The 24,343-nt window shown below is 60.0% G+C and carries 22 protein-coding genes; 15 read left to right on the top strand and 7 right to left on the bottom strand.

All coding sequences use genetic code 11. The features are described 5' to 3' along the window. Positions 1–131 precede the first annotated feature (131 nt). Entirely contained in the window at positions 132–665 is a 534-nt protein-coding gene (locus tag KRR23_RS20110) for a DUF5943 domain-containing protein (protein WP_216743927.1), read from the bottom strand. Between the two features lie 78 nt (positions 666–743). Then, the gene (locus KRR23_RS20115; RefSeq protein WP_216743928.1) at positions 744–1,721 is read right to left on the bottom strand and encodes a dipeptidase; all 978 of its coding nucleotides are present in this window, start codon (positions 1,719–1,721) and stop codon (positions 744–746) included. Between the two features lie 235 nt (positions 1,722–1,956). Between KRR23_RS20115 and KRR23_RS20120 the strand changes: the two genes are divergently transcribed. Together KRR23_RS20120 and KRR23_RS20125 are read left to right on the top strand one after the other, a co-directional pair. Further along, on the top strand, positions 1,957–2,358 hold the full coding sequence (locus tag KRR23_RS20120; RefSeq protein WP_019694004.1) for a lysozyme inhibitor LprI family protein: 402 nt from the start codon (positions 1,957–1,959) through the stop codon (positions 2,356–2,358). A gap of 48 nt (positions 2,359–2,406) precedes the next feature. Then, entirely contained in the window at positions 2,407–2,823 is a 417-nt protein-coding gene (locus KRR23_RS20125) for a DUF3010 family protein (protein WP_216743929.1), read from the top strand. A 122-nt stretch (positions 2,824–2,945) separates the two neighbouring features. Here KRR23_RS20125 and KRR23_RS20130 read toward each other — a convergent pair whose 3' ends face one another. After that, a complete protein-coding gene (locus KRR23_RS20130; RefSeq protein ID WP_216743930.1) occupies positions 2,946–3,896 on the bottom strand; it encodes a GlxA family transcriptional regulator in 951 nt (316 codons plus the stop codon). Positions 3,897–4,090: 194 nt separating this feature from the next. Between KRR23_RS20130 and choX the strand changes: the two genes are divergently transcribed. The 6 genes from choX (at position 4,091) to KRR23_RS20160 (ending at position 9,756) form a co-directional block, all read left to right on the top strand. Beyond that, positions 4,091–5,035 (top strand): choline ABC transporter substrate-binding protein, encoded by a 945-nt coding sequence (choX, locus tag KRR23_RS20135; RefSeq protein ID WP_054594384.1) that lies wholly within the window; start codon positions 4,091–4,093, stop codon positions 5,033–5,035. 86 nt (positions 5,036–5,121) lie between these two features. Further along, on the top strand, positions 5,122–6,009 hold the full coding sequence (locus tag KRR23_RS20140) for a 3-keto-5-aminohexanoate cleavage protein (protein WP_123581265.1): 888 nt from the start codon (positions 5,122–5,124) through the stop codon (positions 6,007–6,009). A 211-nt stretch (positions 6,010–6,220) separates the two neighbouring features. After that, positions 6,221–7,186: an L-carnitine dehydrogenase gene (locus KRR23_RS20145; RefSeq protein WP_216743931.1), complete on the top strand. Its 966-nt coding sequence runs from the start codon at positions 6,221–6,223 to the stop codon at positions 7,184–7,186. Between the two features lie 268 nt (positions 7,187–7,454). After that, positions 7,455–7,934, top strand: a complete 480-nt coding sequence (locus KRR23_RS20150; protein WP_216743932.1) for a thioesterase family protein — start codon at positions 7,455–7,457, stop codon at positions 7,932–7,934. A 21-nt stretch (positions 7,935–7,955) separates the two neighbouring features. Beyond that, a complete protein-coding gene (locus KRR23_RS20155) occupies positions 7,956–9,119 on the top strand; it encodes a gamma-butyrobetaine dioxygenase (RefSeq protein ID WP_216743933.1) in 1,164 nt (387 codons plus the stop codon). Between the two features lie 373 nt (positions 9,120–9,492). After that, the gene (locus tag KRR23_RS20160; protein ID WP_216743934.1) at positions 9,493–9,756 is read left to right on the top strand and encodes a hypothetical protein; all 264 of its coding nucleotides are present in this window, start codon (positions 9,493–9,495) and stop codon (positions 9,754–9,756) included. A 159-nt stretch (positions 9,757–9,915) separates the two neighbouring features. On the opposite strand, the gene KRR23_RS20165 is transcribed toward KRR23_RS20160, so the two are convergent. Together KRR23_RS20165 and KRR23_RS20170 are read right to left on the bottom strand one after the other, a co-directional pair. Beyond that, complete coding sequence (locus KRR23_RS20165) at positions 9,916–11,019, bottom strand: GlxA family transcriptional regulator (RefSeq protein WP_054594388.1); 1,104 nt, start codon at positions 11,017–11,019, stop codon at positions 9,916–9,918. 539 nt (positions 11,020–11,558) lie between these two features. Then, entirely contained in the window at positions 11,559–12,935 is a 1,377-nt protein-coding gene (locus KRR23_RS20170; protein WP_216743935.1) for an L-serine ammonia-lyase, read from the bottom strand. A 430-nt stretch (positions 12,936–13,365) separates the two neighbouring features. Between KRR23_RS20170 and KRR23_RS20175 the strand changes: the two genes are divergently transcribed. The 3 genes from KRR23_RS20175 to choV all read left to right on the top strand — a co-directional run bounded on the left by KRR23_RS20175 (position 13,366) and on the right by choV (position 16,406). Continuing rightward, positions 13,366–14,316: a choline ABC transporter substrate-binding protein gene (locus KRR23_RS20175; RefSeq protein WP_216743936.1), complete on the top strand. Its 951-nt coding sequence runs from the start codon at positions 13,366–13,368 to the stop codon at positions 14,314–14,316. A gap of 66 nt (positions 14,317–14,382) precedes the next feature. After that, positions 14,383–15,231, top strand: coding sequence for a choline ABC transporter permease subunit (gene choW, locus KRR23_RS20180; RefSeq protein ID WP_123581397.1), 849 nt, complete (start codon positions 14,383–14,385; stop codon positions 15,229–15,231). Continuing rightward, positions 15,228–16,406 carry a choline ABC transporter ATP-binding protein gene (gene choV, locus KRR23_RS20185; RefSeq protein WP_216743937.1) on the top strand — a complete coding sequence of 393 codons (1,179 nt, stop codon included), beginning with the start codon at positions 15,228–15,230 and terminating at the stop codon, positions 16,404–16,406. Before choW ends, choV begins: the two co-directional genes overlap by 4 nt. Before the next feature lie 252 nt (positions 16,407–16,658). Here the strand turns inward: choV and KRR23_RS20190 are convergent, their stop codons facing one another. Next, positions 16,659–18,599: a BCCT family transporter gene (locus KRR23_RS20190; protein WP_367880660.1), complete on the bottom strand. Its 1,941-nt coding sequence runs from the start codon at positions 18,597–18,599 to the stop codon at positions 16,659–16,661. Positions 18,600–18,719: 120 nt separating this feature from the next. Continuing rightward, entirely contained in the window at positions 18,720–18,857 is a 138-nt protein-coding gene (locus KRR23_RS20195) for a hypothetical protein (RefSeq protein ID WP_185019776.1), read from the bottom strand. Between the two features lie 225 nt (positions 18,858–19,082). Here KRR23_RS20195 and betI point away from each other — a divergent pair, with 225 nt between their 5' ends. The 4 genes from betI (at position 19,083) to KRR23_RS20215 (ending at position 24,129) form a co-directional block, all read left to right on the top strand. Continuing rightward, on the top strand, positions 19,083–19,688 hold the full coding sequence (gene betI, locus KRR23_RS20200) for a transcriptional regulator BetI (protein ID WP_216743939.1): 606 nt from the start codon (positions 19,083–19,085) through the stop codon (positions 19,686–19,688). A gap of 95 nt (positions 19,689–19,783) precedes the next feature. Next, complete coding sequence (gene betB, locus KRR23_RS20205; RefSeq protein ID WP_216743940.1) at positions 19,784–21,256, top strand: betaine-aldehyde dehydrogenase; 1,473 nt, start codon at positions 19,784–19,786, stop codon at positions 21,254–21,256. Positions 21,257–21,470: 214 nt separating this feature from the next. Continuing rightward, the gene (gene betA, locus KRR23_RS20210; protein ID WP_216743941.1) at positions 21,471–23,174 is read left to right on the top strand and encodes a choline dehydrogenase; all 1,704 of its coding nucleotides are present in this window, start codon (positions 21,471–21,473) and stop codon (positions 23,172–23,174) included. Positions 23,175–23,433: 259 nt separating this feature from the next. Beyond that, positions 23,434–24,129, top strand: coding sequence for an RraA family protein (locus tag KRR23_RS20215; protein ID WP_071552994.1), 696 nt, complete (start codon positions 23,434–23,436; stop codon positions 24,127–24,129). Positions 24,130–24,343: the final 214 nt, after the last annotated feature.

Consider the following 24,343-nt stretch of genomic DNA (forward strand, 5'->3'; position numbering starts at 1 on the left):
AAAAACTACTGTGTTCGGCCATGCTGCGTTGAAGTCAGCCTCGAAATGCTCATTGACTAAAGTCAACTCCGCTTTCTCGCCTGACTTCGCCTTGCCTGGCCTTCACTCGCTACGTTTTTTCAACGACTTGCTTATTGTTGAGGTTTGACGGTGAACAAGCCGTCGTCGTGGCCTTCTTCGGAGCCACCGTAAACCTGTTCGGCGACGGTGCGAATCTTGCTGCCGCGCGCTTGCAGGATCTGGTCCATGGCACCGGCAAACCAGCCAGTGAACATGTAGTCGACCTTGCGTCCGACCTTGCCGTAGACGTAAACGAATGCCGAGTGCTCGAGCTTGACGCTGGCAGTGCCTTTGTCGAGGTCGATGTCCTGGATCTTGAACAGGCCCCAGCCACGTTGCGACAGGCGCTTCATGTAGTGCTCGAACACCGCAACGCCTTCCAGGCCGTGGCATTCAGCTTCCTTTTCACACCAGTGCCAGGCGGACTTGTAGCCGGCCTTGTAGAGGATTTCGGCATAGGCGTCAGCGCCCAGCACTTCCTCGATGCCCATGTGGTTGTTGACGAAGAAGTGACGCGGCACATACAGCATCGGCAGGGCGTCAGAGGTCCAGACACCGGTTTCGCTGTCGACTTCGATTGGCAGTTGCGGGGCGATCTTGGCCATGGAAACTTAACTCCAGAAAATTCGTTGTGTTGCCCGCTGCTCGGATGGCAGCGGGAAAGGATTCAGAGGTGCGGCGGCTTATTCGCCCCAGACGTCCTTGAGGACATTGACCCAGTTTTCGCCCATGATCTTGCGCACTACGCGCTCGGAATGGCCGCGCTTGAGCAGCGTCTCGGTCAGGTTCGGGAACTCGCCCACGGTGCGAATGCCCAGCGGGTTGATGATCTTGCCGAAGCTGGTCAGACGGCGGGCGTAGCCCTTGTCATGGGTCAGGTATTCGAAGAAGTCCTGGCCATGGCCCTGGGTGAAGTCGGTGCCGATGCCGATGGCGTCTTCGCCGACGATGTTCATGGTGTATTCGATGGCTTCGGCGTAATCGTCGATGGTCGAATCGATACCCTTGGCCAGGAACGGCGCGAACATGGTCACGCCGACGAAACCGCCGTGATCGGCGATGAACCTCAATTCTTCATCGGACTTGTTGCGCGGGTGCACTTTCAGACCCGACGGCAGGCAATGGGAGTAGCACACCGGCTTCTTGGATTCGAGGATGACTTCTTCGGAAGTCTTCGAGCCGACGTGGGACAGGTCGCACATGACACCGACGCGGTTCATCTCGGCAACGATCTCACGACCGAAACCCGACAGGCCGCCATCGCGCTCGTAGCAACCGGTACCGACCAGGTTCTGGGTGTTGTAGCACATCTGCACAATACCGACGCCCAGCTGCTTGAAGACCTCGACATAGCCGATCTGGTCTTCGAAGGCGTGAGCATTCTGGAAGCCGAACAGGATGCCGGTCTTGCCCTGCTCCTTGGCTTTGCGGATGTCGGCGGTGGTGCGCACCGGAATCACCAGGTCACTGTTCTCACGGATCAGCTTCTGGCTGGCGGCGATGTTGTTGACGGTTGCCTGGAACCCCTCCCACACCGACACGGTGCAGTTGGCCGCGGTCAAGCCGCCTTTGCGCATATCTTCAAACAGCTCGCGATTCCACTTGGCAATAATCAGCCCGTCGATAACGATGCTGTCGGCGTGCAATTCGGCTGGGCTCATCAGGCAGTCCCCTATTAGCGATTCATGCGCCGAATCGTCTGCCGGCGCTTTGGGTCAGCATATGCTTGAGGGACGGGGCAGCCGGGTGCAAAAACGACAGGGGAATTGCCGAAAGCGTCAATACGCGACAAAGGGTCTCACCGCAGGCCCTTTGCCCTCCTGTTCTTTCCCGAATAGTTGGGCCAGAATTCGCCGCATCACTGGATGCATCACTGGAACAAGGGGCGGCAACGCAATGAAATCGATCTTCCTGGCTTTGGCACTGATAGCGACCGGCGTACAGGCGGCAGAAGAAGCCGACAAAAACCCGTGCGATGCGGTCGAAAACGACGTCCAGACCCTGGAATGCTCGACCTATAGCAAAAACACCGCCGAACAACTGCTCAAGGACAATTTCCAGGGATTGCTGGATCGGATGAAAACCCAATACGCGAACAACAAGGCGCAATTGGCAGACATCACCGGCAAACTCCAGACCGCCGAGCAGCTCTGGATGAAATCGCGGGATGCCGATTGCGCGATTGCAGCGTTCCCTGCAGCGGTAGGCAGCAAGACCTACACCATGGACCTGAACGATTGCCTGGCGAGCAAGAGCGACGAACGGTCGGAGTTTCTGGAATCGATCGGCCAGCAATAAACGCGGCTCTACTGCCCTGCAACAGCACCATCATCTCAAGGCGTGTTCATGAAATTCTGCGGCATCGAAATCAAAGGCAGCGAGGCGATCTTCGCCGTCGCCTCCCTCGACAATCAGGTGCTGACTCACGTCGCCCTGAACACCAAGAAAATCGCCCTCGACGACGATGATGAAGCCGCCAACGTCAAAGCCTTCGCCGCGCAGGTCGGCGCCTTTGTTCGTGACAACGGGATCGAGCGCATCGCAATCAAGAAGCGCAGTAAAAAAGGCGAGTTCGCCGGCGGTCCGACCACGTTCAAGATCGAAGGGGTTTTCCAGTTGCTGGACAACTGCGAAGTGACGCTGCTGTCACCGCAGACCATCAATGCGCAGAACAAGAAGTTCGACTTTGAATTGCCGGCGACGCTGAACAAGTATCAGCATGAGGCGTACAAAGCGGCGTGTTCGGGGTTGATGAAGAAATAAGGTACACAAAAACCTGTGGCGAGGGAGCTTGCTCCCGCTGGGCTGCGAAGCGGTCCCAAGAACGACTGCTGCGCCCGAATCCGGACCGGCCGAACGGGAGCAAGCTCCCTCGCCACAATGAATCATTCGACTGTATTCACTCGCCGTCGATCCTCGCGCGGGCAACGCGCAAACCGGGTCCGATAACTGCGGGTGAAATACGACGGCGATTCAAACCCGCAGGCGATGCTCACTTCCAGCACGCTCATGTCGGTCTGGCGCAGCAGTTGCCGGGCTTTTTCCAGTCTTAATCCCAGGTAGAAGTTGCTCGGCGTGTCGTTGAGGTGCAAGCGGAACAGCCGTTCAAGCTGACGTCGCGTCACCTTGATCGAATCCGCCAGCTCCAGGGTGCTGAGCGGCGGTTCGCTGTGCTGTTCCATCTCGCCAATTACGTGCACCAATTTTTTGTTGCTGATGCCGTAACGCGTGGCGATCTGCATGCGTTGGTGGTCTTTACGCGGACGGATGCGCCCGAGCACGAATTGCTCGCTGACCTGGATCGCCAACTCGGGGCCGTGAGCCTGGGCGATCAGGTCAAGCATCAGGTCGATAGAGGCTGTGCCACCGGCCGAGGTGATGCGGCGTCGGTCGATCTCGAACAGCTCCTGGGTCACGCTGAGCTGTGGATAAGACTCCTTGAACGCGTCGATGGCTTCCCAGTGCAGGGTCACGCGGTGCCCGTCGAGCAGCCCCGCTTCGGCGAGGACAAAACTGCCGGTGTCGATGCCGCCGAGGGTCACGCCGTCGTGATCGAGACGACGCAGCCAGTGTTCCAGTGTCGGGTTGACGAACTTCAACGGCTCGAACCCCGCGACCACCAGCAAGGTCGCACCCTTTTTCAGTGGTTCCAGCGCCGCATCGGCGTTGAGCGACATGCCGTTGCTGGCCAATACCGGACCGCCGTCGGCGCTCAGCACATGCCAGCGGTACAACTCGCCGCGAAAGCGGTTGGCCACCCGAAGCGGTTCGATCGCCGAGATGAAACCGATCGCCGAGAAACCCGGCATCAACAGAAAGTAGAAATCCTGGGACATGGAGCGCACTCGGATGGCGGGCAGCGTCTGGACGTTGATACGCCACTTGCAAGCGACAGACAAGAGCACAGGTCGCTGCAGTGCAAGAGCTGGTCGCCGCTGTGCGTTTTCCGCCAGGTCCAGCTGCGTAACGTGACATCACCGGCGCACAGAGACGCCGGACCCCACAATAACGACCTGTCGAGGATCCCACCATGAAACGACTGATCAGCAGCTGCGTTCTCGCACTCAGTGGTACCGCTTTCTTGAGTTCCGGCGCGATGGCTGCCGACCCTGCCGCCTGCCAGAACGTGCGCATGGGTGTGGTGAACTGGACCGACGTGATCGCCACCAGCGCCATGACCCAGGTTCTGCTCGATGGCCTCGGCTACAAGACCAAACAAACCAGTGCTTCCCAGCAAATCATTTTCGCCGGCATCCGCGACCAGCGCCTGGACATGTTCCTCGGCTACTGGAACCCGTTGATGACCCAGACCATCACCCCGTTTGTCGCCGGCAAGCAGGTGACCGTCCTGAGCGAACCCAGCCTCAAGGACGCCCGCGCCACGCTGGCCGTGCCGACTTACCTGGCTGACAAGGGCCTGAAAACCTTCGCCGACATCGCCAAGTTCGAAAAAGAACTGGGCGGCAAGATCTACGGCATCGAGCCAGGTTCGGGCGCCAACACCCAGATCAAGGAAATGATCGCCAAGAACCAGTTCGGCCTGGGCAAATTCCAGCTGGTCGAATCCAGTGAGGCCGGCATGCTCGCAGCGGTGGATCGCGCCGTACGACGCAACGAAGCCGTGGTGTTCTTCGGCTGGGCGCCGCACCCGATGAACGTCAACGTGAAAATGACCTACCTCACCGGTAGCCAGGACGCCCTGGGCCCTAACGAAGGCTCGGCCACCGTCTGGACCGTGACCGCCCCGAACTACGCCAGCCAGTGCCCGAACGTCAGCCGTTTGCTGAGCAACCTGACCTTCACCGCCGAAGACGAGAGCCGGATGATGCAGCCGCTGCTCGATCACAAGGACGCTTTCGAATCGGCCAAGCAATGGCTCAAGGATCACCCGCAAGACAAGCAACGCTGGCTTGAAGGCGTGACCACGTTCGACGGCAAACCGGCTGCCGAGAATCTGCAACTGAGCAGTCAATAAACCCGAATGAATCCCCTCTTCGCAGCCGGTTTCGGCTGCGAGCGGGCCCGCTACGCCCAAAAATCATGTCTGAAGGAAACCGCACCATGAACCACGACGTCATCATCACCTGCGCACTCACCGGTGCTGGCGACACGACCGCCAAAAGCCCACACGTGCCGGTCACCCCGAAACAGATCGCAGCCGCTGCTGTGGAAGCCGCCAAAGCCGGCGCCACCGTGGTCCACTGCCACGTGCGCAACCCTGAAACCGGCAAGTTCAGCCGCGATGTGGCGCTGTACCGTGAAGTGATGGAGCGCATTCGCGAAGCGGACGTCGACATCATCGTCAACCTGACGGCTGGCATGGGTGGCGACCTGGAAATCGGCGCTGGCGAGAACCCGATGGAGTTTGGCCCGAACACCGACCTGGTCGGTCCGTTGACCCGTCTGGCCCACGTTGAAGAGCTGCTGCCGGAAATCTGCACGCTCGATTGCGGCACCCTGAATTTCGGCGACGGCGACACCATTTACGTCTCCACCCCGGCCCAGCTGCGCGCTGGCGCCAAACGCATTCAAGAGCTGGGCGTAAAAGCCGAGCTGGAAATCTTCGACACCGGCCACCTGTGGTTTGCCAAACAGCTGATCAAGGAAGGCCTGCTCGACGACCCGCTGTTCCAGCTGTGCCTGGGCATCCCATGGGGCGCTCCGGCTGATACCACCACCATGAAAGCCATGGTCGACAACCTGCCGGCCAATGCGGTCTGGGCCGGGTTCGGTATCGGTCGCATGCAAATGCCGATGGCAGCTCAAGCGGTGCTGCTGGGCGGCAACGTGCGGGTCGGGCTGGAAGACAACATCTGGCTGGATCGCGGCGTACTGGCGACCAACGGCCAACTGGTCGAACGCGCCAGCGAAATCCTCAGCCGCCTCGGCGCCCGCGTTCTGACCCCAGCCGAAGGCCGGGTGAAGATGGGCCTGACCAAGCGCGGTTAAACCAACTTACACCTCACCTGTGGGAGCGAGCTTTTGTGGCGAGGGGGCTTGCCCCGTTCGGCTGCGAAGCAGTCGTAAAACTTTGCATGCGGTGTGCATGACACACCGCGGTTGCAGGTTTTGGGGCCGCTTCGCGACCCAACGGGGGCAAGCCCCCTCGCCACAAAAGCCCGCTCCCACATTGGGTCGAAGAACTCTTTAGGAATTTGCCATGAGCTTTATCACCGAAATCAAAACATTCGCCGCGCTGGGCAGCGGTGTCATCGGCAGCGGCTGGGTGTCCCGCGCCCTCGCCCATGGCCTTGATGTGGTGGCCTGGGACCCGGCGCCCGGCGCCGAAGCCGTGCTGCGCAAACGTGTCGCCAATGCCTGGGGTGCGCTGGAAAAACAGGGCCTGGCACCCGGTGCTTCGCAAGATCGCCTACGCTTTGTCGCCACTATCGAAGAGTGCGTGCGGGATGCCGACTTCATCCAGGAAAGTGCCCCGGAACGCCTTGAACTGAAGCTCGAACTGCACAGCAAAATCAGCGCGGCGGCCAAGCCCAATGCACTGATCGGTTCCAGTACTTCAGGGCTGTTGCCGAGCGAGTTCTACGAGGGCTCGACCCACCCGGAACGTTGCGTGGTCGGCCATCCGTTCAACCCGGTTTATCTGTTGCCACTGGTGGAAGTCGTCGGCGGCAAGAACACGGCACCGGAAGCGGTGCAGGCCGCGATGAAAGTGTACGAATCACTGGGCATGCGCCCGCTGCATGTGCGCAAGGAAGTACCGGGCTTCATCGCTGACCGTCTGCTCGAAGCGCTGTGGCGCGAGGCACTGCACCTGGTCAACGACGGCGTGGCGACCACCGGCGAAATCGACGATGCAATCCGTTTTGGCGCCGGGCTACGCTGGTCGTTCATGGGCACGTTCCTGACCTACACCCTGGCCGGTGGCGATGCCGGTATGCGGCACTTCATGGCGCAATTCGGTCCGGCCCTGCAACTGCCATGGACTTACCTGCCCGCACCGGAATTGACCGACAAGCTGATTGACGACGTGGTCGACGGCACCAGCGATCAACTGGGCAAACACAGCATTTCAGCGCTGGAACGCTATCGTGATGACTGCTTGCTGGCGGTGCTGGAGGCGGTGAAGACCACCAAGGAAAAGCATGGCATGACTTTCAGCGAGTAAGCCTCGTCTGGTGGTGATTTCAGATGGTTTATCAACCTTGATATCCACCCCTCACCCCAGCCCTCCCGAAACGTCGGACCGCCCCAAAGGGGAGAGGGGGAAAGGGAGCAGATTTGTATCGTTTTCCAAACCTGAGCCCGACTCAAACTTTCAGGTCGCAGTAACTCGAGAGAACACCTCGATCAGTCCCCTCGCCCCTCTGGGGAGAGGGTTAGGGTGAGGGGTGGATCCAGAGACACGCACCAATCCATCTGCCGGACGTCCAACTATGCCAACCCTCACCACCTACACAACCACCATCGCCCCCGACTGGGTCGACTACAACGGCCATCTGCGCGATGCGTTTTACCTGCTGATTTTCAGCTACGCCACCGATGCGCTGATGGATCAACTGGGCATGGACAGCGACAACCGCGAAGCCAGCGGCAACTCGCTGTTCACCCTCGAACTGCACCTCAATTACCTGCACGAAGTGAAGCTCGGCGCCGAAGTCGAGGTTCACACCCAGATCATCGGTCACGACCGCAAACGCCTGCACCTTTATCACAGCCTGCATCTGGTCGGCGACGCACAGGAACTGGCGGGTAACGAACAAATGCTGCTGCACGTCGACCTCGCGGGGCCGCGCTCGGCACCGTTCAGCGAGTCGGTACTGAACAAACTGCGGGCCATGACCGCACTGCAATCGGACCTGCCCACCCCAGCCTATATTGGCCGCGTGATCGCACTACCGCCGGAAAAAAAATAACAATCAAAACAAGGAGCTCGCATGAACACCGCCGCCGCTGTTGCCGACTTCCGCAGTTACCCTTTGATCAGTGCATTGACCGCCGTGCAAACCCTGGCGGATCACGTGCAAGTGAACTGGGCCGATGGCCGGGTCAGCCCCTTTCATCATCAATGGCTGCGCGACAACTGTCCGTGCCCGGTTTGCGTGTATGCCGTGACCCGCGAACAGGTGCTGGAAATCGTCGATGTCGCTGAAGAACTGTGCCCCGTCGTGGCCCAAGTGGATGCGCAGGGCTGTCTGTCTATCGACTGGCTGGACGGCCATACCAGCCGCTTCGATCCAGGCTGGTTACGTGCTCACGCCTATGATGATGAATCCCGCGCCGAGCGCAGCGCCGGCAAACCGAAAAGCCAGCTGTGGAACAGTCAACTGAAGCTGCCGGTGTTCGACTATCAGGCGGTAATGGACGATCCCAAGGCACTGTTGCAATGGCTTCTGGCACTGCGCGATATCGGCCTGACCCAAGTACGCGGCGTCCCCACCGAACCCGGCTCGCTGACGCACATCGCCAAGCGGATTTCGTTTATCCGCGAGAGCAATTTCGGTGTGCTGTTCAACGTGCAATCCAAGGCCGACGCCGACAGCAACGCTTACACCGCATTCAACCTGCCGCTGCACAGCGACCTGCCGACGCGCGAGTTGCAACCGGGGCTGCAATTTCTGCATTGCCTGGTCAATGACGCGGACGGTGGCGAGAGCATTTTTGTCGACGGTTTTGCCATTGCCGACGCCTTGTGTCAGGAAGACCCCGAGGCCTTCCGGGCGCTATGCGAGATCCCCGTGGAGTTTCGCAACAAGGACCGCCACAGCGACTACCGCTGCCTGGCACCGATCATCGCCCTCGATACGCGGGGGCAAGTGTCGGAAATCCGCATGGCGAACTTCCTGCGAGGGCCGTTCGATGCCTCGGTCGAGCAGATGCCCAAGCTGTATCGGGCCTATCGACGGTTTATCGCCATGACCCGCGAAGCGCGTTTCAGGCTTATCACCCGCCTCAACCCCGGAGAAATGTGGTGCTTCGATAACCGCCGAACCCTGCACGCCCGTAACGCTTTCGACCCCGCCAGCGGCGCCCGGCATTTCCAGGGCTGTTACATCGATCGCGATGAATTGCTCTCGCGCATCTTGGTGTTGCAACGCTAGACCGTGCCATCGTTCATCGCGAGCAGGCTTTGCTCCTACGAGGGTATCTGACTAACCCTCCGTAGGAGCAAGGCTTGCCCGCGATGGCGTCGCCACAGACAACACACCCACACCTGATTCACAGACAAAAAAAACCCCGATCAAGCCGTGACAGGATCGAGGCAGAAGTTACTGTTGAGGAGCTGTTGCGCGAGGGTGACCAAACCTTCGTGAAGCCAGCTGAATCCAGTGTGCCTACTCCCCACTCACGCAAGTTAGTCGAAAACGACCTGTTCATAGGTATTGCGGCCATTGCGACAAATCGTCCTTGCCCCGCCCCATCACCGCTACCAGAATCGAACCACGACACCGTTCCCTGAAGAAGGATTGCGTCATGATGCACGCTGATTTGATTGACCAGGAAGACCTGTTGGGCCAGCTCAAGGCGCTTGGATTTGAAGTTCCGATTGGTGCTACTGCGGAGCAGGCCTGTGAGTGCGCAGTACGCGGTTTGAATGATGTGCGGGCTTCGACCCTGAGGACCATGGTCAAGCAGATGTACACCAGCAGCGCGACGATTCTGCCTGCTGTGCGCCAGGCGATCGACAAGCAACTGCTGCCGGCATTGGCGCTGTACCAGCAGAGCCGTAGCGCCTGATCACTCTCTGTGGCGAGGGAGCTTGCCCCCGTTGGGCCGCGAAGCGGCCCCAAAACCAGCAACGTTGTTTGTCAGTCAAACTGCGGTCGTTGGTTTTACGACTGCTGCGCAGCCGAACGGGGGCAAGCCCCCTCGCCACAGAAGCTCGCTCAGCTGTGTTTACAACCTTACGCTAGCGAACGTCGATTCGTTACGCGCCTGACTCAACGCCGACATCGGTCCAGACAACGGTGCCAATACCAGTGCCTGCGGGATCGGCATCATCGCCACCTGTTGGGTGGTGTTGGAACCGACGCGTTCGTCACGCGGTGGAATGCCGAAGTATTCGCGGTAGCACTTGGAGAAGTGCGGGGTCGACACGAAGCCGCAGACCGAGGCCACTTCGATGATCGACATCGGCGTTTGCTTGAGCAATTGCCGGGCGCGGATCAGCCGCAGCTTGAGGTAGTAGCGCGACGGCGAGCAGTGCAGGTACTTCTGGAACAGCCGCTCCAGCTGACGACGTGATACGGCGACATACACCGCCAGTTCATCGAGGTCGATCGGCTCTTCAAGGTTGGCTTCCATCAGCGCGACGATTTCCTGCAACTTCGGCTGATTGGTGCCCAGCATGTGCTTGAGCGGTACGCGCTGGTGATCCTGTTCGTTACGGATGCGCTCGTAGACAAACATTTCCGAGATCGCCGCCGACAGTTCACGGCCATGATCGCGGCTGATCAGGTGCAGCATCATGTCCAGTGGCGCGGTGCCGCCGGAGCTGGTGAACCGGTTACGGTCGAGGGTGAACAGACGAGTGCTCATGGCCACACGTGGGAAGGCTTCCTGCATCGAGGCCAGACATTCCCAGTGCACGCTGCAATCGAAACCGTCCAGCAAACCTGCGCAGGCCAAGGCCCAGCTGCCGGTGCAGACGGCGCCGAGACGACGCGACTGACGGGCCTGGCTTTGCAGCCACGACACGTGTTCACGGGTAACAGTGCGTTGAATGCCGATGCCGCCGCAGACAATAACGGTGTCCAGGGGCGGGGCTTTGTGCATGGAGGCGTCGGGGGTGATTTGCAGACCGTCACTGGCCCAGACCTGGCCGCCGTCAACGGTGAGCGTGCTCCAGCGATACAGCTCGCGACCGGACAATTGGTTGGCCATGCGCAGGGGTTCTACTGCAGAGGCCAGAGAAATCAGCGTGAAATTGTCCAGCAGCAAAAAGCCGATGGATTGAGGCGCACGGTTCTGGGGTTGGGCCCCGGAGTTGAACGACGTCATCGCGGTATCTCCTCACACAAAGCGGGTGATGGCCTCAGGCGGAGGCTCTTGTTATGGCCATCGTTCTCGTGCCGTGAGACGGGGCTTTGTTATGACAGAGCAATTGCCATGCCTAAAATTGAATGCGCATTCAATAACTCCTGAAAACGACGTCGCGATGTGTCTATATGTGTCTATAGAGCTCAGTCGACGCGTAAGGGTTATCAGGCTGGCAGATGCCCTACCCCGCGGGGTGTGAGCAAATCGGTAGCACTTTTGGGAAACGCATCAAAAGTGCCGGGGAAGAGTGTCACCCCAGGCACAGGTGACGAGCGGTCAGCGCCCGGAATGACGTCTGACCGTCAGGGGTATTTGTTGCCTGATTGCGACGCGCTAAAAGGTGGCGTTCATTTTGATCAGTGTTCACTTAACGCGCAGTTTTGACTGGTCCACTGTGGCGAGGGAGCTTGCTCCCGCTCGGCTGCGCAGCAGTCGTAAAGATTCAGGGCCGCTTCGCGCCCCAGCGGGAGCAAGCTCCCTCGCCACAGGGCTCTGCGGTCTCAGCACTCAACCGCGCTGACCGCCAACCCACCGCGCGATGTCTCTTTGTATTTATCGTGCATGTCGGCGCCGGTATCGCGCATGGTGCGGATCACCCGGTCCAGCGAGATGAAGTGCTGACCGTCACCGCGCAAGGCCATTTGCGCCGCATTGATCGCCTTCACCGCGGCAATCGCATTGCGCTCGATGCACGGCACCTGCACCAGTCCGCCGACCGGGTCGCACGTCAGGCCAAGGTTGTGCTCCAGACCGATTTCCGCCGCGTTGCAGAGTTGCTCCGGCGTCGCCCCAAGAATCTCCGCCAACCCGGCCGCCGCCATCGCGCAAGCCGAACCGACTTCGCCCTGGCAGCCGACTTCAGCGCCGGAAATCGAGGCGTTCTTTTTACACAGTATCCCGACCGCTGCTGCACCGAGGAAATAGTCGACGACGTTAGCGTCCGTCACCACCTCGCTGAACTTCATGAAGTAGTGCAACACCGCCGGGATAATCCCGGCCGCGCCGTTAGTCGGTGCCGTGACCATCCGCCCGCCTGCCGCATTTTCTTCATTGACCGCGAGGGCGAACAGGTTGACCCACTCCATGGCGCTCAACGTCGAGCCGATCACGTTGGGCTTGTTCAGCTCTTGCAGGCTGCGATGCAATTTAGCGGCGCGGCGGCGCACATTCAGGCCACCAGGCAGGATGCCTTCGTGCTTGAGGCCCTGCTCGACGCAGTCCTGCATGGCACGCCAGAGTTTCATCAGGCCGCTGCGGATTTCCTCTTCCGAACGCCAGACCTTTTCGTTCGCCATCATCAACTCGGCGACGCGCAAGTTGTGTTTCTTGCACAGGGCAAGCAGCTCCGCTGCGCTGGAAAAATCGTAAGGCAACACGGTGCTATCCAGATCGACCACGCCGCTTGAAGCCTGCGCCTCATCAACGACAAAGCCACCGCCGACTGAATAGTAGGTGTCGCGGTGCAACTCAGCGTTTTCGCCTTCAGCCACCAGGGTCATCGCATTGGGATGGAATGGCAGGTTCTCATCGATCAGGCGCATGTCCCGCGCCCAGATGAAGGGCACCGGCAAGCGACCGTCGAGCAACAGGGTGTGGGTTTCACGCAAGGTGTCGATGCGAATGCCAATTTGCGACGGGTCAATCGCGTCCGGCCATTCGCCCATCAAGCCCATGATCACCGCATTGTCGCTGCCGTGACCGATGCCGGTAGCCGACAACGAACCGAACAGCTGGACCTCAATCCGGTGCACCTGCTCCAGCAGCCCCTTCTCGCGCAACGATTCGACGAACAACGCCGCAGCGCGCATAGGCCCCACAGTGTGCGAACTAGAGGGGCCAATACCGATTTTGAACAGGTCGAAAACACTGATAGCCATGACGTGCGAGACTCCTCGATGAGCAGATTCCAGGCGTCAAAGCACCCGGTGACGGAGCTGCTACGCTCAAGCTGCGATCCGCCGAGATACCCGCATCATCGGGCTTTTGTGATGTCGTTCGACGTCTCACACCGACGTACCCATGCTCACCAACGCCGCTGGCCGCAGACGGCATGTTTTGGCCGTTTTTTTACAGTTCAGAGGACTAAAAAGCGCTGAATAAAGCTGTAAACGACCTCACCGACACTGGATGCGACCATCCCTGTACTGGATACGACGCACCCTGTAGGCGTCAGAAATTCACTGGTCCATGATCAGTCTCGACTCGATTGCACGGCGCCGTGGCAGAGCAATCGTCACACGCCCACCAACCGCAACACTCATAAGTGCGGTCAGAACACCGCCAAAAAAAACACTCAGGAGTCCACCCATGAAAATAGGTTCCCCGTCGTTGTTGTTGGCCGCCATGCTGAGTCTGCCGCTTCTGGCTCACGCCACAGAACCGGCACAGTGCAGCACCGTAAACTTCTCCGATGTCGGCTGGACCGACATCACCGCCACAACGGCGACCACCAGCGTCGTGCTCGACGCGTTGGGCTACAAGACCAAGACCACCATGATTTCCGTACCGGTGACCTACAAGTCCCTGGCCGACGGCAAGAACATGGACGTGTTCCTCGGCAACTGGATGCCGACCATGGAAAACGACATCAAGGCCTACCGTGATGCAGGCACCGTGGAAACCGTGCGCACTAACCTCAAGGGCGCCAAGTACACCCTGGCGGTGCCGCAAGCGCTTTACGACAAAGGCCTGCATGACTTCGCCGATATAACCAAATTCAAGAAAGAACTCGACGGCAAAATCTATGGCATCGAGCCGGGTAACGATGGCAACCGCCTGATCCAGAGTATGATCGACAAGAACGCCTTCGGCCTCAAAGACGCTGGTTTCAAAGTGGTCGAATCCAGTGAAGCCGGCATGCTCTCGCAAGTCGACCGCGCTCAGAAGCGCGATACCGCCGTGGTGTTCCTGGGTTGGGCACCGCACCCGATGAACAAGCGCTTCAAGATCCAGTACCTCACCGGTGGTGACGACTATTTCGGCCCGGATTTCGGTGCGGCGACAGTCCTGACCAACACCCGCAAGGGCTACACCCAGGAATGCAGCAACGTTGGCCAGTTGCTGAAAAATCTGGAGTTCACCGTGGACATGGAAAGCTCGCTGATGGGCAACATCCTGGACGACAAGATGAAGCCTGAAGCCGCCGCCAAGGCCTGGCTGAAAAAGAACCCACAGGTACTCACTACCTGGCTCGCTGGCGTGACCACCATTGACGGTAAACCTGGCCTGGAAGCCGTGAAAGCCAAGCTTGCACAGTAATTGTTGACGCCGGGCGAGTTCGCTCGCCCGGGCTGTTTTTTTCCTCGCATGCGGACGTTCACTACCATGCTGATTGATCAGAAAATCCCTTTAGGCCAGTACATCGCTGCCTTCGTTGAATGGTTGACGCAACACGGCGCCAGCACATTCGATGCGATCGCCACGACACTGGAAACGATGATCCACGGCGTGACGTTTGCGCTGACCTGGTTCAACCCGCTGGCACTGATCGGATTGATCGCATTGCTGGCTCACTTCATTCAACGCAAATGGGGCCTGACCGCTTTCGTCATCGCCTCCTTCCTGCTGATCCTCAATCTGGGTTACTGGCAGGAAACCATGGAAACCCTCGCCCAGGTGCTGTTCGCCACCTTCGTCTGCGTGATCATTGGCGTGCCGTTGGGCATCGTCGCCGCGCACAAACCGATGTTCTACACGCTGATGCGTCCGGTGCTCGATCTGATGCAGACCGTACCGACGTTCGTGTACCTCATTCCTACCCTGACCCTGTTCGGTCTCGGTGTGGTCCCGGGTCTGATTTCAACGGTAGTGTTCGCGATTGCCGCGCCTATCCGTCTGACCTACCTGGGCATCCGCGATGTGCCGCAAGAACTGATGGACGCCGGCAAGGCCTTTGGCTGCTCGCGCCGTCAGTTGCTCTCGCGTATTGAACTGCCCTACGCCATGCCAAGCATCGCGGCCGGTATCACCCAGTGCATCATGCTGTCGTTGTCGATGGTGGTGATCGCGGCACTGGTGGGCGCCGACGGTCTGGGCAAACCCGTGGTCAACGCACTGAACACTGCTGATATCGCCCTGGGCTTCGAAGCCGGGTTGGCGATCGTACTGCTGGCGATCATGCTCGACCGTATCTGCAAACAACCCGACGCTAAAGTAGTAAGGGGTGACGCATGAGCATAATTCGGTTCGACAAGGTCGACGTGATCTTCTCCAAAGACCCGCGTGAAGCCCTGAAACTGCTCGACCAGGGCATGACCCGCGACCAGATCCTGAAAAAAACCGGGCAAATCGTTGGCGTTGAAAAAGCCAGCCTGGACATCGAGAAAGGCGAAATCTGCGTGCTGATGGGCCTCTCCGGCTCCGGCAAATCCAGCCTGCTGCGCTGCATCAACGGCTTGAACACGGTCAGCCGTGGCAAGCTGTTCGTTGAGCATGAAGGCCGGCAGATCGACATCGCCTCCTGCACCCCGGCCGAGCTGAAAATGATGCGCACCAAACGCATCGCCATGGTGTTCCAGAAGTTCGCCCTGATGCCTTGGCTGACGGTGCGCGAGAACATCAGCTTCGGCCTCGAAATGCAGGGTCGTCCCGAGAAGGAACGTCGCCAGCTGGTCGATGACAAGCTCGAACTGGTGGGCCTGACCCAATGGCGCAACAAAAAGCCCGACGAACTCTCCGGCGGCATGCAGCAACGTGTGGGCCTGGCCCGCGCGCTGGCGATGGACGCCGACATTCTGCTGATGGACGAACCCTTCTCGGCACTCGACCCGCTGATTCGCCAGGGCCTGCAAGATGAACTGCTGGAACTGCAACGCAAGCTGCACAAGACCATCGTCTTCGTCAGTCACGACCTCGATGAAGCGCTGAAACTCGGCAGCCGTATCGCAATCATGAAAGACGGCCGGATCATCCAGTACAGCAAGCCTGAAGAAATCGTCCTCAATCCGGCCGATGACTACGTGCGGACCTTCGTCGCGCACACCAACCCGTTGAACGTACTGTGCGGTCGCAGCCTGATGCGCACGCTGGACAACTGCAAACGCATCAACGGCTCGGTATGCCTGGATCCGGGCGGCGATTCGTGGCTGGACCTGGCCGAAGGCAACACCATCAAGGGTGCACGCCAGAACGGTTCAAGCCTGGACCTGCAGAACTGGGTACCGGGGCAAGCGGTGGAAGGCCTGGGCCGTCGCCCAACGCTGGTGGATTCGAACATCGGCATGCGCGACGCGCTGCAGATTCGTTATCAGACCGGCAACAAGCTGGTGCTGCACGACAACAATAAAGTGGTGGGGATTCTCGGCGACAGCGAGCTGTACCACGCGCTGCTCGGCAAGAACCTGGGGTAAGACAGCAGACACAAAAACGCCGCGAGGATCGCGGCGTTTTTGTTAGTGCAACAGTTGGACTGCAAACACCGATTACTGTGGCGAGGGGGCTTGCCCCCGTTGGGTCGCGCAGCGGCCCCAAAACCAGACATCGCGGTAGTTCAGATGCATCGCGTAATCCGGATTTACGACTGCTACGCAGTCGAACGGGAGCAAGCTCCCTCGCCACAAGGGTGCTTCGGTGCAGCTGGGGTGCACCGCGTCACTTAAGTCTTAGCTGTAAACACGGCCCAGGAGCTGCCGATGGCTTTCAAACTGATCGAGCACATCACGGGTGATCTGATCCTGAGTGAAGCCCATCAAGTCGTACTCCTGGCTGCCGTTGTGCAGGTACACCTCGGCGCGGTAGTAACGCGTGCGCGCTTCATCCGGGTTCGGCGACTCGCTTGGCGCTGCCAGATAGCCGTCCAGGCTCACTTCGTAGACAAACGGATTGCCCTCTTCCATCTCGATCCGCACGCCCATGCAACGCTTGGCTTTACCCAGCAACGTTTGCACATCCAGACCCTGAGTACGCAATTGCGCCGCCGCATCTTCCAGCGCCGGGCTGACGTGTTTGTCCATGAAGCGCTGAACGATCGACTGGCTCGGTTGCAGGTCCAGCTGGGTCAAACGCTCGCTGAAACCACGACGACCACGCGCCGCCAGTTCGGCTTGTTCCTGCTCGATCTGCACGTCCTGGCGCATGGCCTTGTGCAAGCCGAACATGAAGAACACCAACACCACCGAGAACGGCAGACCGGCCAGCACCACCATGGTTTGCATGGCTTCGAAGTTACCGGCGAACAGCAGGCCAATGGTCACCAGCGTGATCACCACCGACCAGAAGATCCGCAGCCAGTGCGGCGCGTCTTCGTCGACGTTGCCGCCCTTGCAGGACAGGTTCGCCATCATCACCGCGCCAGAGTCGGCCGGGGTCAGGAACAACACGAAGCCGACAAAAATCGACACGCCGATCACGACCTTCGACGCCGGGTAGTGCTCAAGCAGCTGATAGATCGCCATGGACGGCTGTTCCAGCGCCGTCTTCCCAAGCTCCACCGCCCCGTGGTTCATCACCAGATCCAGCGCCGAGTTACCGAAGATCGACAACCAGGCCAAGGTGAAGCCCAGCGGAATCAGCAGCACGCCGGCCACCAATTCACGCACGGTACGACCGCGAGAAATACGCGCGATAAACATGCCTACGAATGGTGCCCAGGAAATCCACCAGGCCCAGTAGAACAGGGTCCACAGGCCCAACCAACGCTCGGATTTGGCGTTGTCGGCTTCGTACACGTACAGGTCGAAGGTTTTCAGCACCACGCCGTTCAGGTAGTCGCCGATGTTCTGCACGAAGCCGTTGAGCAGGTGCAGGGTCGGGCCGAACAGCAGGACGAAAATCAGCAGGCCGCTGAACAACACGATGTTCAGGTTGGACAGACGGCGGATGCCGTTTTCCACGCCCGACACGGCAGCGATGGTCGCCACGGTGCTCATCACGATGATCACGATCAGCAGGTTGGTGTTGCTGTGCTCCATGCCGAACAGGTTCTCAAGACCCGACGACACTTGCAGCGAACCAATCCCCAGGTTGGTCACCAGACCCAACAGGGTCACGAACATACCAAAACCGTCCACCGCATGACCGGCCGCGCCTTTGACCCAACGCTCGCCCACCAGCGGATACAGCGCCGAACGCAACGCCAGCGGCTGGTTATGACGGTACGCAAAGTACGCCACGGCCAAGCCGACCAAGGCGTAGATCGCCCAGCCATGCAGGCCCCAATGCAAGAACGTCAGCTGCACCGCCTGACGTGCCGCCAGGTTGCTGCCGGCCACGCCTTCCGGCGGATTGAAGTAGTGATCCAACGGTTCGGAAGCACCGAAGTACAGCAGCGAAATGCCGATGCCGGACGAGAACAGCATCCCGGCCCAGGCGCCATAGCTGAAGTCCGGGGTGTCGTCCTTGCTGCCCAGTTTGAGCTTGCCGTAGGACGAAAACGCCAGGCCGACGACGAATACCAGATAGGCGGCGATCACCACCATGTAGTACCAGCCGAAGCTGCGCGACAACCAGGCCTGAGCGATCCCCAGCATTCTCCCGGCTTCTTGCGGCGCGGCGATGAGGATGGCGGTCAGCAGCAGGATCAATGCGGTCGAGGTGTAGAACACCCAACCGTTGACCGTCACCTTATCGGGTGGGGTCTTTATAAGAGAGGCAGAACTCATTGCACAGATGCTCCAGGCAGTGCGAGAGAAAGACACAAGGCAAAGCAGTACCCGACCAATCGGTTAGTTGGCAGCCGACCTGCGGGTGATATAAAGACACCCCGAAAAAAGCCCGAAACCGCGGCAGCCGTGTTGAAAACCGACCTCGATGATCGCGCGCGCGTACATGACGCAGCGCATGACCCTGAGCGTCTTGCCCATACAACGCGTCCATTGAAATCGGTTCGCAGCATGCCCCGTGCGGGTTTCGAGCATTTTTCGGATGTCGTTTTTCCGCCAACCACATGTAGGAAAAACCTGTAGGCAGCGACGATTTGTCGCAGATCTTATTCTTTGTTGATTGAACGTTCAATCAAAACAAAATAGACTGGCCCTCAATCCGGTAGCCGTTTTTCGCCCACCGGGAGGCCTAAGGAGATGTGCAAGATGCCCAAGGTCGGTATGCAACCCATCCGCCGTCAGCAGTTGATCGAAGCCACATTGCAGGCCGTCGATCGGGTCGGGATGGGGGACGCCAGCATTGCGCTGATCGCCCGTTTGGCCGGTGTCTCGAATGGCATCATCAGTCACTATTTTCAGGACAAGAATGGCCTGATCGCCGCCACGATGCGGTATCTGATGAGCGTCCTCAGCGAGAACGTCACCGCGCGCCGCCTGGCGCTGGGAGATAACAGCCCGCGGGCTCATCTTCAGGTGATTATCGAAGGCAACTTCGACGCCAGCCAGGTCAATGGCCCGGCAATGAAAACCTGGTTGGCCTTCTGGGCAACCAGCATGCACCAACCGTCTTTACACAGGTTGCAGCGGATCAACGATCACCGCCTGTATTCCAACCTGTGCTGCGAGTTCCGCCGAGTGCTGCCGCTTGATCAGGCACGCAGCGCAGCACGTGGGCTGGCGGCTCTGATTGACGGTTTGTGGTTGCGCGGCGCGCTGTCGGGAGACGCTTTCGACACCGAGCAGGCGCAACGAATCGCTTACGAATATATGGATATCCAACTGGCTAAGCAGGAGCTGCTAGAGCACACATAACCGCTCGGCCCCTGAACGGCGACTGATCAACGTGCCCAGGTTTTACGGCACGTCCAGTGGCTAACGCCAATAACTAATGCACTTGCGAGGACTTTATGGCCCGTTTCGAACTGCAAAAACTTTACATCGACGGCGGTTACTCCGACGCCAGCGGCGACGCCACCTTCGAAGCCATCAACCCGGCTAACGGAGAAGTTCTCGCCACAGTGCAACGTGCAACCTTCGCCGACGTCGAGCGCGCTGTCGTCAGCGCCGAAAAGGGCCAGAAAATCTGGGCCGCGATGACCGCCATGGAGCGTTCGCGCATCCTTCGCCGTGCCGTTGAAATCCTGCGCGAGCGCAACGATGAACTGGCCGCACTGGAAACCCTGGACACCGGCAAGGCGTACTCCGAAACCCGCTACGTCGACATCGTTACCGGCGCTGACGTACTGGAATACTATGCAGGCCTGGTACCAGCCATCGAAGGCGAACAAATCCCGCTGCGCACCACCTCGTTCGTTTACACCCGTCGCGAGCCTCTGGGCATCGTGGCCGGTATCGGCGCGTGGAACTACCCGATCCAGATCGCCCTGTGGAAATCCGCTCCAGCCCTGGCGGCCGGTAACGCGATGATCTTCAAGCCGAGCGAAGTCACTTCCCTGACCACCTTGAAACTGGCTGAGATCTACACCGAAGCAGGCCTGCCAGCAGGTGTGTTCAACGTTCTGACCGGCAGCGGCCGTGAAGTCGGCACCTGGCTGACCGAGCACCCACGTATCGAAAAAATCTCCTTCACCGGCGGCACCGACACCGGCAAGAAGGTCATGGCCAGCGCTTCCGGCTCGTCCTTGAAAGACGTGACCATGGAACTGGGCGGCAAATCCCCGCTGATCATTTTCGACGACGCCGACCTCGATCGCGCCGCCGACACCGCGATGATGGCCAACTTCTACAGCTCCGGCCAGGTCTGCACCAACGGCACTCGCGTGTTCGTACCGAGCCACTTGAAAGCCGCTTTCGAAGCCAAGATCGTAGAACGCGTTGCGCGCATCCGCGTCGGCAACCCGCAAGACGAAAACACCAACTTCGGCCCGCTGGTCAGCTTCGCCCACATGGAAAGCGTGCTGGGCTACATCGCCAAAGGTAAGGAAGAAGGTGCGCGCCTGCTGTGCGGCGGTGATCGTCTGACCGAAGGCGAATTCGCCAAAGGCGCGTTCGTGGCCCCGACCGTATTCACCGACTGCACCGACGAGATGACCATCGTTCGTGAAGAAATCTTTGGCCCGGTGATGAGCATCCTCACCTTTGATACCGAAGAAGAAGTGATCCGCCGCGCCAACGACACCGAGTTCGGCCTGGCCGCTGGCGTCGTCACCAAGGATCTGAACCGTGCTCACCGCGTGATCCATCAACTGGAAGCCGGTATCTGCTGGATCAACGCCTGGGGCGAGTCCGACGCCAAGATGCCGGTCGGCGGCTACAAGCAGTCGGGCGTGGGCCGTGAGAACGGCATCAGCTCGCTGAACAACTTCACCCGCATCAAATCGGTACAGGTCGAGCTGGGCGACTACGCCTCGGTTTTCTGATCTGACGCACAACCTGTGGCTGGGGCCTTTTGTGGCGAGGGAGCTTGCTCCCGCTGGGCCGCAAAGCGGCCCCAACCCAGGCACTGTGTTTTTTCAGACAAACCACAGTCGCTGATTTTGCGACTGCTGCGCAGCCGAGCGGGAGCAAGCTCCCTCGCCACAATTGGGTGGCGCCGGGCTCGCGACCTGACCACATTTCAAGAGGGTGCATTCAATGTCCCACGAATACGACTACATCATCATCGGGGCCGGCTCTGCCGGTAACACCCTGGCGACCCGTCTGACTGAAGACGCAGGCGTCACCGTCCTGCTGCTCGAAGCCGGCGGCCCGGACTACCGTTTCGACTTCCGCACGCAAATGCCTGCGGCACTGGCGTTCCCGCTGCAAGGCCGTCGCTACAACTGGGCCTACGAGACCGATCCGGAGCCACACATGGACGGCCGCCGAATGGAATGCGGTCGCGGCAAGGGCCTGGGCGGTTCTTCGCTGATCAACGGCATGTGCTACATCCGCGGTAACGCCATGGACTACGACGGCTGGGCGAAAAACCCTGGCCTGGAAGACTGGAGCTACCTGGACTGCCTGCCGTATTTCCGCAAAGCGGAAACCCGCGACATCGGCCCGAACGACTACCACGGTGGCGAAGGCCCGGTCAGCGTGACCACGCCTAAAGCCGGCAACAACCCGCTGTTCCACGCGATGGTTGAAGCAGGCGTACAAGCCGGTTACCCCGCGACTTCCGACCTGAACGGCTATCAGCAGGAAGGTTTCGGTCCGATGGACCGTACCGTGACGCCTAAGGGCCGTCGCTCCAGCACCGCGCGCGGCTACCTGGACATCGCCAAAAAGCGTTCGACCCTGAACATCGTCACCCACGCCCTGACCGACAGGATTCTGTTCGAAGGCAAGCGTGCGGTCGGCGTACGTTACCTGGTGGGCAGCGCCGAAGAACCTGTTGAAGCCCGTGCACGCAAAGAAGTGTTGCTGTGCAGCGGCGCGATTGCTTCGCCGCAAATCCTCCAACGCTCCGGCGTCGGCCCGGCCAAGCTGCTCAAGAGCCTCGACATTCCGGTGGTTCACGATTTGCCAGGCGTCGGCGAGAACCTGCAGGACCACCTGGAGCTGTACCTGCAATACGCGTGCACCCAGCCGGTTTCGCTGTACCCGTCGCTGCTCTGGTACAACCAGCCGGCCATTGGTGCCGAGTGGCTGTTCAATGGCACCGGTATCGGCGCCAGCAACCAGTTCGAGGCCGGCGGTTTTATCCGTACGCGTCCAGACTTCGAATGGCCGAACATTCAGTACCACTTCCTGCCGGTGGCGATTAACTACAACGGCAGCAACGGTGTGAAAGAGCACGGTTTCCAGGCGCACATGGGTTCCATGCGCTCGCCAAGCCGCGGCCGCATCCAGGTCAAATCCAAGGATCCGCGCCAGCACCCGAGCATCCTGTTCAACTACATGGCCACCGAGCAAGACTGGCAGGAATTCCGTGACGGCATCCGCCTGACCCGTGAAATCATGCAGCAGCCGGCACTCGACGCGTTCCGTGGTCGCGAGCTGAGCCCAGGTATCGAGGTGCAAACCGACGAGCAACTCGACAAGTTCATCCGTGAACACGCCGAAACCGCGTTCCACCCGTCCTGCTCGTGCAAAATGGGCACCGACGAGATGGCCGTGGTCGATGGCCAGGGTCGCGTCCACGGGATGCAGGGCCTGCGTGTGGTCGATGCCTCGATCATGCCGCTGATCACCACCGGTAACCTGAACGCACCAACGATCATGATCGCCGAGAAAATCGCCGACAAGATCCGTGGTCGTCAGCCATTGCCACGCAGCAAGGCCAAGTACTACGTCGCGGGCGACGCCCCGGTACGTGGCAAGCCGTTGCGCGAAGTGGGCCCTACCGCGCAGTAACACCACACTGATCGTTCCCACGCTCCGCGTGGGAATGCATCCTGTGACGCTCCGCGTCACGCCTGCAAAGGGACGCGGAGCGTCCCGGGCGGCATTCCCACGCAGAGCGTGGGAATGATCCGCATCAACACCTTCCTGCTGCACACCCGCTTCACCCTTGATCCCACCCCCCGCGCGGGCCTAATCTAGTCACCGCGCAAACGTTTCACCCCCCGCCCCCATCGACAAGCCGCCACCTGGCTGGCCACGAGGCTTACTCATGTTTGATGTCGTGTCTTCGAGCAAATGGCCCACCGGCTACCTGATCAATCCCAACGTAGAACCCCTCGATCCGAAATGGCTTCAGGCATTCAGCAAGATCCCCGCCGCCGCTGTCAGCGACTGCCTGGGCCGCAACGTCGGTGGTCTGGGTTTGAAAGCCTTCCACGGCAATGCGCCGATGCTCGGCAGTGCGCTGACTGTTCGCGTGCGCCCCGGCGACAACCTGATGATTCTCAAAGCCATGCAGATGGCCCGCCCGGGCGATGTGCTGGTGATCGACGGCAGTGCCGACCTGACCCGCGCCGTGTTCGGCGGCATCATGCGCGCCATGGCCCTCAAGGCCGGGATCGTCGGTGTGGTGATCAACGGCGCCCTGCGTGACCTAGACGAGTGGCAAACCGGTGAACTGCCGGCCTACGCCATCGGCGGCGTACACCGTGGCCCGAGCACCGACGGTGGCGGCGAAATCAACGTACCGATCTCCTGCGCCGGCATGCTGGTTGCCCCCGGTGACCTGATGATTGGCGACGGTGACGGCGTGGTAGCTGCCTCGCGCAGCGAACTGCCGGAACTGTTGGTGCGCTGCCATGACCTGCTCGCGCGAGAAAAGGCTACGCTTGCGGCTATCGAAGCCGGAACGCTGGACCCGGATCGTTTCGACGCCATATTGCGCGCCAAGGGTTGCCCGGTCTGAATAGGTAAGGCTTGAGATCGCCCCCTCACCCCAACCCTCTCCCCAGGGGGGAGAGGGGGCTGATCTTCATACTGTTCAAAACCTGAGTTCGACCGGATCTTTCAGGTCGCAGTATTTCGCGAGTACACCACGGTCAGTCCCCTCGCCCCTCTGGGGAGAGGGCTAGGGTGAGGGGTGGTTCCATCCGCCGCCACTCCATAACAAGGAGGTCCCC

This window comes from Pseudomonas sp. CVAP#3, from assembly GCF_018986375.1.
Classification (GTDB): Bacteria; Pseudomonadota; Gammaproteobacteria; order Pseudomonadales; family Pseudomonadaceae; genus Aquipseudomonas; species Aquipseudomonas helvetica.